Consider the following 12,153-nt stretch of genomic DNA (forward strand, 5'->3'; position numbering starts at 1 on the left):
ACCAAGATCCCCGAACGGGTGATCACAACCCCGAAAACATGAAACAACCCCCGCACACCAGCAACTCCGCGCCACCGCCTCGACGACGGCGCGCCACCGGTTGAGCCCCCGATGCCCCGCGGCGACGCGAGGTCGAGTCAGACCGGGCAGCGGGCGCCGAACGCTCGGCGCCCGCTGCCGTGGGGGATCAGAACAGGTCCGGCACCTTCCAACCGTCGAGGTCGTACTCGTCGAGGAAGCTCTCGGCGAATCCCTTCATCTGGTCGACGCCCCCGCGGTTCTGCGCGGCGAACAGGAGCTCGGCCTTGACGTTCTCGTGGTTGCCCGAGTAGTTGCGCTCGTAGAGCTCGTGCCTGCCGCCGAACTCGGATCCGATGGCGTCCCACAACGCCTTCATCACCTTGACGCGGTCGACGGCGGTGACCCCGTTGGAGCCGCGCACGTACTTGTCGAGGTACGGCCTGACGTCGGGGCTCTGGAAGTCGGCCGCGCCGGAAGGCAGGTAGATCAGGCCGGAGGCCACGTCCTGCTCGATGATCTCCTTGACCCGCGGATATCCGTGGAGCATGAACATCCGGTAGGTCAGCCCGTACTCCAGCTTCGGGATGACGGCGTCGCCGACCCACGGCTCGGGGTCGCGAGCCATCGACTCGGTGAGCGACCAGAACAGGTTCCGCCAACCGATGACCTCACCGACCCGCGTCTGCACGCCGCGGAAACCTCCCGAGCCGGTCGCGTCGAGGGCCTTCATCAGCAAGCCGGCGATGAAGTCGAGCTTGACCGCCAGCCGGGTGCAGCCCTGGAACGTGAACCGCGGCAGGAAACCGGACCGGGGGAAGAACGCGTTGATCCGGTCGACGTCGCCGTACATGAACACGTTCTCCCACGGAACCAGCACCTTGTCGAAGACGAAGATGGTGTCGTTCTCGTCCATCCGGCTCGACAGCGGGTAGTCGAACGGCGTGCCGTTCCGAGCCGCCTGCTCGGTGTAGGAGGGGCGGCAGATCAGCTTGACCCCGGGCGCGTCCATGGGGACCGTGCAGATCAGCGCGAACTGCTTCTTGCGGATCGGCAACCCGTAGTGGGCGATGAAGTTGTAGTTGGTGATCGCCGATCCGGTCGCGACCACCTTGGCCCCCGAGACGACCAGGCCGGCGTCGGTCTCCTCCTCCACCTTCATGTAGACGTCGCCCACCTCGTCCGGCGGCAGCTGGCGGTCCACGGGAGGGTTGATGATCGCGTGGTTCCAGTAGAGGACCTTCTCCTGGGACTCGCGGTACCAGCGCTCGGCGTTGGCCTCGAACGGCGCGTAGAGCTCCTTGTTGGCGTGCAGGGTGCCGAGGAAGCTCGCCTTGTAGTCGGGACTGCGGCCCATCCAGCCCCAGGTCAGACGAGCCCATTGCGCGATCGCGTCGCGTTCCTTGATCAGGTCGGCCGAGGAGGTCGGGGTCTTGAAGAAGGGCATGGTCACGCCACCGTTGCCGGTGTCGGTCGGCACCGTGAGAGCGTCGACGTGCGGCCCGGTGTGCAGCGCGTCGTACAGCCGCGCGGTCATGCGGACCGGGTTGCGGAAGGCGGGATGCTCGGTGACGTCCTTGACCCGCTCGCCGTGGAGGTAGATCTCCCGGCCGTCGCGGAGGCTCTCGATGTACTCGTCCCCGGTCATCGGCCGGGAGGCGAAGTTCGCCTGCCTGTTGGCGGGAGCGTCCTGCGCCGGGTTGGACTCGGGCGCGCTCGCCGCGAACTCCGACTCCTCGGCAGCGGAGGTGCGGGTGTCAGCCATCTGCTTCTCCTTTGAACTCGATGGTGGTGCGCGGGGACCTCACTGGACCGCGCGGGTGCTGGGTGGAACCGCGCCGTCGCGTCGAACCAGCCGGCGTGCGGGTCGTCCTGGCATCCGAGCCAGACGGTGTCGGACGTCCGCTGCCCGATGTGGTGGAAAGCGCTGTCGTGGAACAGCAGCGGAGCGCGCTCGGTCGCGCGGACGTCGACGCATTCGCCCAGGAAGAGCACGTGGTCGCCCCCGTCGTCGGCCCGCCACGGGTCGCAGATGATCGACGCTGCGGTCCCCGCGAGCGAGGGTGCGCGCGCGCCGTCCAGCCACGGCAGCGGATCCGGGCTCGGACGTCCCGCGAAGTGCATGGCGACGTCGACCTGGTCGGCTGCCAGCACGTTGACGGCGAACGACGCGCCCACGAGGTGACCGGCGGCCTTCGCCGTGCGCGTCAGCGCGACCTGCACGAGCGGCGGATCGAGCGAGATCGGGGTGAAGGCGGTGACCGTGGCGCCGTGGTAGTGCCCGTCCTGGGTCCGGCAGGTGATGACGGTGACTCCGGTCGCGAAGCGGCCGTAGGTCGATCGCAGGGTGCGCGGATCCATGTTCTGCTCCTTCGCAGTGGCAAGACCTGCGGAAATGCGCGGTCAGGAACTCAGCGGTGACGCTAGGTCGAACCGATGTCCCGGGCGATCCGCGCTGCGAACGATCGATCCGGATTGCGAACCGGACGGCCTCGAACTGTTATGCGCGCCACTGCGGAGCACGTACCATCGGCGCATCACGAAGGAGTGGTATGAGCACGACAGGCACGTTGACGGCCTCGCCCGAGGAGCTGGACGGCTTCTCCGCGTCGGTCGCGCGCGCCTACTTCCCCCACGATCTGGCGATCAGGGCGCAGGCGGCAGGCCCTGCTGAGCTGCGGGCCGTGGACCTCGGCCCGATCCGGCTGGCCCGCATCGGCTGGGGTTCGGAGGTCGCCGTCGAGTCCGACCACCCGGGCGCCTGGGCCGTGAACGTGCCGCGCAGCGGTGTCCTCGAAGCCCGCGTCAGCGGTCGGCACGTCCTCTCCCTGGACGGGCAGGCGACCGTCTGCCCGCCGGACCAGCCGACCCGGATGACCCGCTGGTCAGCGGATTGCTCGATAGTCGGGATGCGCGTGGAGCGCGACTACCTCGCCGACGAGGTGTCCGCGCTCGTCGGCATGCACGTCGACCGGCTGCCCGCGCAGCTGGACCTGCGCACCGGTGGCGGCCGGACCTGGATGGCGCTGCTGACCTCCATCGGCGCGGAAGCGCTGGCCTCCCCCGAACTCGCGCACGACCCGCGGGTGAGCCGCCGGCTGGCGGGCACGTTGTCAGCCGCGTTCGTCACGGCCTGCTTCCCGGAAGAGCCGGTGCACGGCGAGATCCGCCCGCGGATCGTGTCCAGAGTGGTCGCGGCGATGGAGGAGGACCCGGCCCGCGACTGGACCGCCTCGGACCTCGCCCGCGCCGCCGGCGTCGGAATCCGGCGCCTCCAGCAGGGATTCCGGCACTACCTGGGTTCCACGCCGACGCAGGAGCTGACTGCGATCAGGCTGAGCCGAGTGCACGCGGACCTCCTCGGCGGGAACGCGGACTCCGTCACCGAAGCCGCCTACCGCTGGGGCTTCACACACCTGGGCAGGTTCGCAGCGGCCTACAAGAACCGCTACGGAGTAACCCCTTCCCACACCCTGCGCTGCTCGTAGGCCCAGGACGCGCGCACCAGCGCCGCGTCGGGCGTCTCTCGGCGAGGAGCCGACGCCGGACGACCACCGCACCGCAGGGGGTTTGGGGAGTCGCTCCCCCAAAATCATGACGGGGCGAGAAAAGCGAAACCGCCCTGCGGTGAGCAGGACGGTCCCGATCGTGAAGTGGAGGTTGGGGGAGCTTACTCGAACACAAAGGACCAGGTCAGCGCCTTGGAAACACTGCGAATGAAGCTGCCGGACCTGGCTACACCGTCCCAACCGATACCGAAGCGGGCAAAGCCCGGCCGCACCCGGCGACTCCCCGACGACCAAGTGCAGCGACTGATCGAGGGCTACAAGTCCGGCGCCACCGTCTACGAGCTGGGTGATCAGTTCGGCATCGAGCGCCGCACCGTCAGCACGATCCTCCACCGCCACGGCGTCCCGATGCGCCGCCGCGGCCTGTCCGAGAAGCAGATCGACGGCGCAATGCGGCTCTACAACCAGGGGTGGTCACTGGCCAGGATCGCCGCACGCATGGACGTCGCCGCCGGCACCGTCCGCCAACGCCTACACGAGCGCGACGTCCCGATCCGCAACACCCAGGGACAGCCTCGGGCGGGTGACGCCCGATGAACAACCGACCATCCCCGTCGAGTCCCGCCCCCGATCGATCACTGCATCTGCAGTGCGCTTGCACACTCCTTGTAGCTGTTGGCGCGGCCTATGTCTCCTACCGACACGGCCGCGAATTCGCCCTCCGGTTCGGCGCCGACGAGACGACCGCCACCCTCTGGCCGCTCATCGTCGACGGCTTGTTGACGATGGCGACCATCGAACTGTGGAAAACCGGCCACCACCGGACCACCGGGCAGTGGAAGGCATGGCTGTCATTCACCCTCGGCATCGGGCTGTCGCTGTGCGCCAACATCGCCTCCGCACCCGAACTGAACAACTTCGCCATCGCCGTAGCCGCCTGCCCACCCCTGGCACTGCTGCTCTCGGTGGAACTGCTCAATCAGGCACTCAAGCGGCACCGCACGGAGACAGTAAGGGAGGCCGTTCATGAATCCGACGAGAGCCCGTCAGCGCACCCGAACTCGACGGACTCGGGCGATGCCAGCCAGCCGCTGAAGGCTCCCGAGGAGGCCGAGGATGTGCCAGCGCTGCGCACAGTGGAGAACAACATGCCTGGTCACAGCGCCAACAGTGCGGGCGCCGTCCAGGAGACAGCGTCCGGTGAGGATGATGATCCGCTGCGCGAGGAGGCATACCGGCTCGACGCCGAACACTGGAACCTATATCAACGTCCGATCTCAGCCGACACCCTCCGCCGAAAGCTCAGCATCGGCTCAACACGAGCCCGCGCCCTGACCCGCCACATTCGCCAGCACCACCAGCCAGGAACAGTGTTGGCGGCGGTGGAATGAGCACCGGCCTGGCAATGGGTTGCCGAGCCTCAGGCAGCCCGCCGTGGCAGGTCCTTCATTGATCGAAAGCGTGCCCATGCTGCTCCGACCCCCCGCAACTGCGTTGTCACCGACTTCCGGTGTGAAGAAATGCGGTGATGGAACCGATCCGGCACCCGATGGTGACCAGGTGTGCCAGAGCGGGGGACCTGTGGCGGGCTTGCCACCGGGGTCGACGCCGGCTGGTCATGAGCCGTCCTCGGTGACTGGCATCGGGCGTGGTGCGTCGGCGAGTCCGATCACCGGTCGGGTGGTGATGCGGTGGCCGAGGAAGACCGGCCGGTTGGCCTGGCCCAGGAGCAGCGGTAGCAGTTCGTCTGCGCGGACGTTGCCCCACCAGCCGTGCCGGGCAGGCAGTTCTCCCCATTCGGTGACGGTGTCCGGTCGGACCGTTGGGCCGGCCACGAGCAACGGGGTCGGGTCGGCTGTGTGCATCACCCCGTGAGTGGAGGGTGTGGCGTGGTCGCCGGTCACCGCGACGATCGCCCGCTCGGCCAAGGAGGCCAGGCCGGCCAGGCCCCGGTCGAGCGCTTCCAGGACGTCACGTTTGGCATGGGGTTGTTTGGTGTGGCCGGCCTCATCGGTGGCCTTGGTATGGACGTGCACGAAGCGGGCACCGGACGCAACGAGGTCGTCAGCGGTTTCGAGCCGGGCCGCGATGTCGCAGGCTGGGTCGTCGGCCGAGGACAGGTGAACCGAGGCCATGTCCAGGGCTGTGGCGATCCCGCGGTACAGGCGCGTGCTGGTGACCGCGGCACCGGCGACGCCGACCTGCTCGACGAACGAGGGAATGTCGCCGTAGCGGCCGGACCACTTCGTCGTGAGCACGTCCAACGCGGGCAGCCCGCGGCGTTCCCGCGCGGCATTGATGTCGCTGGCGAGCAGGTAGCGGTGTGCTGCCTGTAATGCCGCGGTGAGCGCTTCAGCGAAGGCCGATCCCTCCGCGCTGGTCGGAATCGGCTGCATCCAGGGGTGGAAGTTCTCGAACAGCGGATCCGAGTCAGTCACCTGCGCACACCCGTGAGCGGGGGCGGTCAGCAGCGCTTCGCCGGTCTTGCCGTGGCGTTGCAGGCTCATCCCGTGCTCGGCGAGCACCGGCCCGAGGCCGCTCAACAGGGCCGCGATGTCGGCGTCGTCGTCGACCCGGGCTCGTCCGGTGATCCACAGGCGGTTGCCGTCGCGGCGCGAGGTGCGCAGCGCCGCGTGGGTGACCGCGCAGTCGCGGGCGATGTCGAGTCCGGCGCCGAGTGCTTCCAGCACGGCGCGACCGGGGAAGGGCACCGTGGCGTAGCCAAACATCGCCCAGTGGGCCAGTTCCGAGGCCGGCGCTCGCCCCCATCCGAAAGGCAAGTGCCATCCGGAAGCGCCGTCGTGGGCCAGGGCATCAAGGTGCGGGGTGTGGGCCGCCTCGGCGGGAGTGCGCCCCCCGAGTTCCGGGATGGGGCGATCGCCCAGCCCGTCGAAGATGACCAGCACGACCGGCAACCGGTCGTCGTCCAGCCGAGGCTGGGTTTCGCCGTATCCAGGTGGCGTCATCATCGACCTCCAGTGCGTGCTGCTGACCGCTCTTTCAGCAGCTCAGTCAGGATCGGTGCGATGGAGGCTGGCACCATGTCCGTCCACGTCGCCGTCTTGTCCTCCAGGCGTGCGCGGATGTCGGTGGCGGAGACCTTGGCAGCGGGATCACCGTCGAGCACCGTGAGCCAATAACCCGCATCAGCCAGCAGCCCCGCCTTGTAGCGCTCCCAGTCGCTGTAGACACGCACCACCTGCCGGGCGCGCAGCGGGACATAGTGCGGCCAGCACTCCGGCCGGGTGAGATCGAACGGCACAATGGTCGTCTTCTCCACCCAGCCCCGGTCGGCCAATGCCGCGTACAGGAGCCGGGCACGTTCGAAGTAGGTGAAGGGATTGGCCGCGGACAGATGCCGGTGCGCCGAAGTCGATTCCTCCTGCCGCGCACCGGGATCAGGGTTGGTGATCGCAATGATGAGATGGTCGGCATCACGCAGCGCGATTTCGAACAGCTCCAAGTGCTGCTCATGAACCGGTTGGAACCGGCCGGTCACACAACTCAAACGGTCCATCCCGACTCCCCTCCACCGGCGCCTGGCGGTGTCTCGATCGCGACGTGTCCAGGACGTCCGGCTACGAGCTCTCCGACCACGGCTGCATCCGCATCACCCCGCTCGTCCAAGGCCGCGACCGTCGAGCTCGCGATGGCCGGGGGGACGCACAGCAGCAGACCGCCGGACGTTTGGGCATCTGCCAGCAGCAGCTGCGTGGTCTGGTCGGCGGTGGAGGGGTCGAACCAGCCCGCGGCGAGCGCGTCGGTGAGAGTGCGACGGCTGCCATCAGGGGCACAACCCTGCCGCACGAGCTCAGCAACCGAGGGCAGTAGCGGCACGGCCTCCGGCCGGATTCGGGCCTCGAGACCGGCCGCAAGCGCCATCTCGTGCAGGTGGCCGATGAGGCCGTAGCCCGTGACATCGGTCCCACCGCGCAGCCCCGCGGTGGTCGCCACCCCGGCCGCGGACGCGTTGGAACGGCTCATCGTGGCGACCGCCTCGCTGACGGCCGAGCCCGGTGCCTGCCCCCGCTTCACCGCCGTGCCGATGACCCCAGCGCCGAGCCGCTTGGTCAACACGAGCAGGTCACCGGCACGACCTCCGCCCTTGCGCAGGATGGAGTTCTCGTCGACCTCGCCCACGACGGCCAGCCCGTATTTGGGGGCCGGGTCAACGATGCTGTGCCCGCCGGCCAGCACCGCGCCAGCATCGGCGACCGCGCCCGCGCCTCCCCGCATGACCTCCGCGAGCAGGGCACGGTCAAGGTTCTCCGGCCAAGCGAGCAGGTTCAGCGCCAACAGCGGGCGCCCACCCATCGCGTAGACGTCCGACAGGGCGTTGGTGGCCGCAATGCGTCCCCAATCGTAGGGATCATCCACCATCGGAGTCAGGAAATCGGTGGTCACCACCAAGGAACGGCCCTCAAGGCCAGGCACGTCAAGAACAGCCGCATCATCTGCGGGCGACAACCCGACCCTCAGAGCCGCACCAGCAGGACTGGTGCGGCCACTGCCCGCGGGGTCGCCATCGCCCGCATTCAACGACGCCAACACGTCGTCGAGCAGGCTCTGCGGCATCTTGCAAGCACACCCCCCGCCCGACGAGTACTGCGTGAGCGGGGTCGTCAAGGTCGTCATGCAGCTCGCCTCTTCAACAGGCCTCGCGCAATCCCGTTGCGCTGGATCTCAGACGTTCCTGCCGGGATGCGGAGGTTTCGCGCGACCCGGAACAGCTTTTCCTCCGGCGAGTCCTGCATGAGCCCCATCGCACCGCGCACCTGCACCGCGGTGTCTGCGACGCGGAAGAACGCCTCGTCGTTGATCACCTTGACCAGACTGATCAACCGGGGAGCATCGGAGTGCATCGGGATCGCGAACGGCCCTAGTTCATCGAGCTCGGCCTGCGCCACCAGAGAAGTCGCGCGGGCCTGGTAGATGTCGGCGTCCATGTTCGCCAACATGTGCTGCACCGCCTGCTGCGCGGCGATCGGCTCGCCACCCGAGGTGCGCTGCTGGGTGTAGTCCAGGGCCCGCTCGAGCAGCCAGGCGCCCCAGCCCGCGCACATGCCACCGCGGCAGAGCCGGCGCCAGTTGATCCACGACATCGCCAGCGCGAAACCGTCGCCGATCTCGCCGACGACGTTCTCGGCCGGAACCCGCACGTCGTTGAACTCCAGGGTGCCGGTCAGACCGTCGGCCATCATCGTGGGCAGATCACGCCCCCGGGTGACCCCGGGCGCGTTGGCGTCGACCAGGAACATCGACAGCGACCGGGTCCGGGCACCGGGCTCGGTGACGGCCACGACCTGCAGGACGTCGGCGAAGTGCGAGTTGGTGATCCACGCCTTTTTCCCGTTGATGATCCAGTCGTCGCCGTCCCGGGTCGCGTGCGTCGACATCGCCAGGACGTCGGAGCCGACGCTGGGTTCGGTGTTGCAGAACGCCGCCGTGATCTCCCCCGCGATCAGCGGCTGCAGATATTGCTCCCGCATGGTCGGCGAGCAGTGTTCGATCGCCGGGTTCGGCCCCTCCGTCCAGGCCAACGCGGCCAGGCCGAGCCCAAGCCCGGACCGGCGGTAGACGAACTCCTCCACGTGATGCATCTCAACCCGGCTGAAACCCCTGCCACCAGCAGAGACCGAGTTGTGCGGCGCGTAGAGGCCAAGCGCACCCGCGCGGCGCTGCACCTGCCGCCGCGCCTCCCACACCGCCGGATGCATCCGCCCCAGCTCGTCGAACTGCGGCCGGCTGGCCGTGCCAGCACCCTGCTGCGCCAGCTCTTCTTCGATCGGGGCGACCTCCTGGTCGAGGAAGGTCTGGAAGCGGTCGGTGCAGTCGGCGACTCGCTCGCTGGCACCGATGGCGGCGACGGCAGTCATGAACTGACTCTCCCTCTCGACGATTGAACAGTGTTCATTCGATTGAACGCTGTTCACAGGGTAGCGTCACCGTCAACACGAAGGAAGGGCAAAGGACATGTCTGAGGGTGCGCGCGCGGACCGACTCGACGCGGTGAGCGAGACCAAGCGAGCGCTGATACTCGAGGGAGCGCTGAGCGTTTTCGCACGTGACGGCCTGCGTGAGGCCAGTATGCGGGCGATCGCCAAAGAGGCCGGCTACACCCCGGGAGCGATCTACAGCTACTTCCCAAGCAAAGAGCACATCTACGCGGCGGCACTAAACGAATCGCTCAAGCGGCTACAGAACGCGACCGAAACCGCCGCGTCCCAAGCCGCCACCGCAGCGTCCCGCTACGTCGCCACCGGGTTGGCCTTCTTCGACTTCTACGACGAGAACCCCCGCGACCTGGACATGGGGTTCTACCTGTTCTCCGGCGGAATGGCACCGCACGGGCTCTCCGACGAGGAAACCAATCGCGATCTCAACGCGGCACTGCTCGCCACCCTGGAACCGGCCCGCCGTGCCGCGGAAGAGTTGTTCGGTGCAGCGGCGGCCACCCGCCTGACAGCGGAAGCGTTCGCGCACGCTTCCGGGTTGCTGCTGTTGCGGCACACCCGTCGGCTGAACCTCTTCCGGCTCGATGCTCGGGAGTTGATGCAGCGCTACCTCACTGAGCAGGTCAGCCGAGACGAGGTGTCCGGAACCGAATGACGCTTGCCGCGGGCGGGCCGCGCTCCCGCGGCACGCCGACCGCCTGGGCTCGAACCGCGGCGCTCGGAACAAGTCGTCGCGATACCGGCTCGCAAGGGCTGCGCGAGCCGCGCTCTACCGCATGCACAACGAGCTCCCCCCACGCTGCGTTCACTACGCCTCGTAGCTCTACGACCAGGTTGCGATCACTGAACTCGTCACCACCCGTTTGAAACAGGTCGGCGCGGCAACGCAACGGGCAGGTGCTCAGCCATGAACGGCGACCGGCCGTGACGACTCAGCTCCGGCAGTGACCGCACGTCACCATGAGCACACTCCTGCAAGCCAAGGACAAGCCGGACGAAGACAGCTACGACGAGCGTCATGCAGGAGAGCGCTATCGCCGCGTTCGTGGTCGGCCAGGATGCGCGTGCGATCGTCGGCTCCAAAGACGTGGGTGGCCACGAATTCAAAAAGCTTCACCATGAGCGACCTAGCTCTTGCCGCCAAGCAGACCGCCAACGGAGCATCAGCACTGCACCGACCGCGGTGACCACGAAGACCGATGCTGCTGCTTTCGACCAGACGACGTGAAACGCCAAGACACCTTGGGGGAATAGAACACGAAAACAGCCCCTGACCAGCAAAAACCCTCCCGCACATGTCGTGCGCGGGAGGGCTACTTGATGAACAAATGCGCAGGTCAGAGCGCGAAAATCGAATATCCGGTGGAGGTTGAGGGAGCTTACTCGAACACAAACGAGCAGGTCAGCGCACTGGAAACACTGCGGACGAAGCTGCCGGACCTGGCTACACCGCCCCAACCGACACCGAAGCGGGCAAAGCCCGGCCGCACCCGGCGCCTCCCCGACGACCAAGTGCAGCAACTGATCGAGGGCTACCAGTCCGGCGCCACCGTCTACGAGCTGGGTGACCAGTTCGGCATCGAGCGCCGCACCGTCAGCACGATCCTGCACCGCCACGGTGTCCCGATGCGCCGCCGCGGGCTGTCCGCCGAGCAGATCGACGACGCCGTCCGGCTCTACCACCAGGGGTGGTCCCTGGCCCGGATCGCCGCACGCATGGACGTCGCCGCCGGCACCGTCCGCCAGCGCCTGCAGGAGCGCGGCGTCACGATGCGCGGCACGCAGGGACAACCTCGGGCGGGTGACGCCCGATGACCAGCACGCCATCCCCGTCGAGTCCCGTCCCCGATCGATCGCTGCATCTGCAGTGCGCGTGCACGCTGCTGGTGGCGGTGGGCGCGGCCTACGTCTCCTACCGGCACGGCCGCGAGTTCGCCCTGCGGTTCGGGGCTGACGAGACCACCGCCACCCTCTGGCCACTTATCGTTGATGGCTTGTTGACAACGGCGACCATCGAGCTGTGGAAGACCGGTCACCGTCATCGCGCCACCGGGCAGTGGAAAGCCTGGCTGTCGTTTGCCCTCGGGATCGGGTTGTCGCTGTGCGCCAACATCGCCTCCGCACCCGAGCTAAACTCCTTCTCCATCGCCGTAGCCGCCTGCCCACCCCTGGCGCTACTGCTGTCAGTCGAACTCCTCAACCAAGCACTCAAACGCCGCCGCGCGGAGACGACAAGCGGCACCAGTCACGAGGCCGACGAGAACGCATCACCAGAGCCGCACTCACCGGACACGGGTGAAACCAGCCCGTCGTCAGAGAAGTACGAGACGGGTGCCGAGGTGCCAGCGCTGCGCACGGTAGTGAACAACGCGCCTGGTCACAGCACCAACAGTGCCGACGCTGACTCAGAGCCACCGCACGCGGAGGACGATGATCCGCTGCACGAGGAGGCATACCGGCTCGACGCCGAACACTGGAACCTGTACCAGCGTCCGATCTCAGCCGACACCCTCCGCCGCAAGCTCAGCATCGGCTCAGCACGAGCCCGCTCCCTCACTCACCACATCCGCCAACACCACCAACCAGGGGACTGTCCGGCGAGCGGCTCTGGCCATATTGGGACTGTCGGTCGATCGGTGTAAGTGGTCCTGACACGCCGAGTGTGTTCGGCG

At 67.8% G+C, this 12,153-nt stretch carries 13 protein-coding genes; 7 read left to right on the forward strand and 6 right to left on the reverse strand.

All coding sequences use genetic code 11. From position 1 onward, the window contains the following. Positions 1–187: 187 nt before the first annotated feature. Entirely contained in the window at positions 188–1,666 is a 1,479-nt protein-coding gene (locus tag REH65_RS13930) for a 4-hydroxyphenylacetate 3-hydroxylase family protein (RefSeq protein WP_406693161.1), read from the reverse strand. Beyond that, the gene (locus REH65_RS13935; RefSeq protein WP_406692730.1) at positions 1,663–2,379 is read right to left on the reverse strand and encodes a flavin reductase family protein; all 717 of its coding nucleotides are present in this window, start codon (positions 2,377–2,379) and stop codon (positions 1,663–1,665) included. Before REH65_RS13935 ends, REH65_RS13930 begins: the two co-directional genes overlap by 4 nt. Before the next feature lie 191 nt (positions 2,380–2,570). On the opposite strand from REH65_RS13935, the gene REH65_RS13940 reads away from it, so the two are divergent. The 3 genes from REH65_RS13940 (at position 2,571) to REH65_RS13950 (ending at position 4,918) form a co-directional block, all read left to right on the forward strand. Then, positions 2,571–3,506, forward strand: a complete 936-nt coding sequence (locus REH65_RS13940) for an AraC family transcriptional regulator (protein WP_406692731.1) — start codon at positions 2,571–2,573, stop codon at positions 3,504–3,506. A 315-nt stretch (positions 3,507–3,821) separates the two neighbouring features. Then, the gene (locus tag REH65_RS13945) at positions 3,822–4,124 is read left to right on the forward strand and encodes a hypothetical protein (protein WP_406692732.1); all 303 of its coding nucleotides are present in this window, start codon (positions 3,822–3,824) and stop codon (positions 4,122–4,124) included. Next, entirely contained in the window at positions 4,121–4,918 is a 798-nt protein-coding gene (locus REH65_RS13950) for a DUF2637 domain-containing protein (protein ID WP_338603045.1), read from the forward strand. The genes REH65_RS13945 and REH65_RS13950 overlap by 4 nt, the downstream gene beginning before the upstream one ends. A gap of 225 nt (positions 4,919–5,143) precedes the next feature. On the opposite strand, the gene REH65_RS13955 is transcribed toward REH65_RS13950, so the two are convergent. Genes REH65_RS13955 through REH65_RS13970 form a run of 4 tightly spaced genes read right to left on the reverse strand, consistent with a single transcriptional unit; the run spans position 5,144 to position 9,403 of the window. Further along, a complete protein-coding gene (locus REH65_RS13955; RefSeq protein WP_307849956.1) occupies positions 5,144–6,433 on the reverse strand; it encodes a phosphoglycerate mutase in 1,290 nt (429 codons plus the stop codon). Between the two features lie 59 nt (positions 6,434–6,492). Continuing rightward, on the reverse strand, positions 6,493–7,044 hold the full coding sequence (locus REH65_RS13960; protein WP_200069138.1) for an adenylyltransferase/cytidyltransferase family protein: 552 nt from the start codon (positions 7,042–7,044) through the stop codon (positions 6,493–6,495). After that, a complete protein-coding gene (selD, locus tag REH65_RS13965) occupies positions 7,032–8,162 on the reverse strand; it encodes a selenide, water dikinase SelD (RefSeq protein ID WP_338603041.1) in 1,131 nt (376 codons plus the stop codon). The genes REH65_RS13960 and selD overlap by 13 nt, the downstream gene beginning before the upstream one ends. After that, positions 8,159–9,403, reverse strand: coding sequence for an acyl-CoA dehydrogenase family protein (locus REH65_RS13970; protein ID WP_406692733.1), 1,245 nt, complete (start codon positions 9,401–9,403; stop codon positions 8,159–8,161). Before REH65_RS13970 ends, selD begins: the two co-directional genes overlap by 4 nt. Positions 9,404–9,536: 133 nt before the next feature. Between REH65_RS13970 and REH65_RS13975 the strand changes: the two genes are divergently transcribed. The 4 genes from REH65_RS13975 (at position 9,537) to REH65_RS13990 (ending at position 12,123) form a co-directional block, all read left to right on the forward strand. Continuing rightward, the gene (locus REH65_RS13975) at positions 9,537–10,136 is read left to right on the forward strand and encodes a TetR/AcrR family transcriptional regulator (RefSeq protein WP_200069135.1); all 600 of its coding nucleotides are present in this window, start codon (positions 9,537–9,539) and stop codon (positions 10,134–10,136) included. 363 nt (positions 10,137–10,499) lie between these two features. Next, on the forward strand, positions 10,500–10,709 hold the full coding sequence (locus REH65_RS13980) for a hypothetical protein (RefSeq protein WP_406692734.1): 210 nt from the start codon (positions 10,500–10,502) through the stop codon (positions 10,707–10,709). A gap of 284 nt (positions 10,710–10,993) precedes the next feature. Next, positions 10,994–11,296, forward strand: a complete 303-nt coding sequence (locus REH65_RS13985) for a terminase gpP N-terminus-related DNA-binding protein (protein WP_406692735.1) — start codon at positions 10,994–10,996, stop codon at positions 11,294–11,296. Next, positions 11,293–12,123 (forward strand): DUF2637 domain-containing protein, encoded by an 831-nt coding sequence (locus tag REH65_RS13990; protein ID WP_406692736.1) that lies wholly within the window; start codon positions 11,293–11,295, stop codon positions 12,121–12,123. The genes REH65_RS13985 and REH65_RS13990 overlap by 4 nt, the downstream gene beginning before the upstream one ends. The last annotated feature ends 30 nt before the right edge of the window (positions 12,124–12,153 follow it).

Origin of the sequence: Saccharopolyspora sp. ID03-671 (assembly GCF_045278815.1) — a bacterium.
In the GTDB taxonomy this organism is placed as follows: domain Bacteria; phylum Actinomycetota; class Actinomycetes; order Mycobacteriales; family Pseudonocardiaceae; genus Saccharopolyspora; species Saccharopolyspora ipomoeae.

Coding starts and splice junctions, on each gene's coding strand:
- REH65_RS13930 (WP_406693161.1), bottom strand. CDS start 1,666: ATGACCGGGGACGAGTACATCGAGAGCCTCCGCGACGGCCGGGAGATC.
- REH65_RS13935 (WP_406692730.1), bottom strand. CDS start 2,379: ATGGATCCGCGCACCCTGCGATCGACCTACGGCCGCTTCGCGACCGGA.
- REH65_RS13940 (WP_406692731.1), top strand. CDS start 2,571: ATGAGCACGACAGGCACGTTGACGGCCTCGCCCGAGGAGCTGGACGGC.
- REH65_RS13950 (WP_338603045.1), top strand. CDS start 4,121: ATGAACAACCGACCATCCCCGTCGAGTCCCGCCCCCGATCGATCACTG.
- REH65_RS13960 (WP_200069138.1), bottom strand. CDS start 7,044: ATGGACCGTTTGAGTTGTGTGACCGGCCGGTTCCAACCGGTTCATGAG.
- selD (WP_338603041.1), bottom strand. CDS start 8,162: ATGACGACCTTGACGACCCCGCTCACGCAGTACTCGTCGGGCGGGGGG.
- REH65_RS13970 (WP_406692733.1), bottom strand. CDS start 9,403: ATGACTGCCGTCGCCGCCATCGGTGCCAGCGAGCGAGTCGCCGACTGC.
- REH65_RS13980 (WP_406692734.1), top strand. CDS start 10,500: ATGCAGGAGAGCGCTATCGCCGCGTTCGTGGTCGGCCAGGATGCGCGT.
- REH65_RS13990 (WP_406692736.1), top strand. CDS start 11,293: ATGACCAGCACGCCATCCCCGTCGAGTCCCGTCCCCGATCGATCGCTG.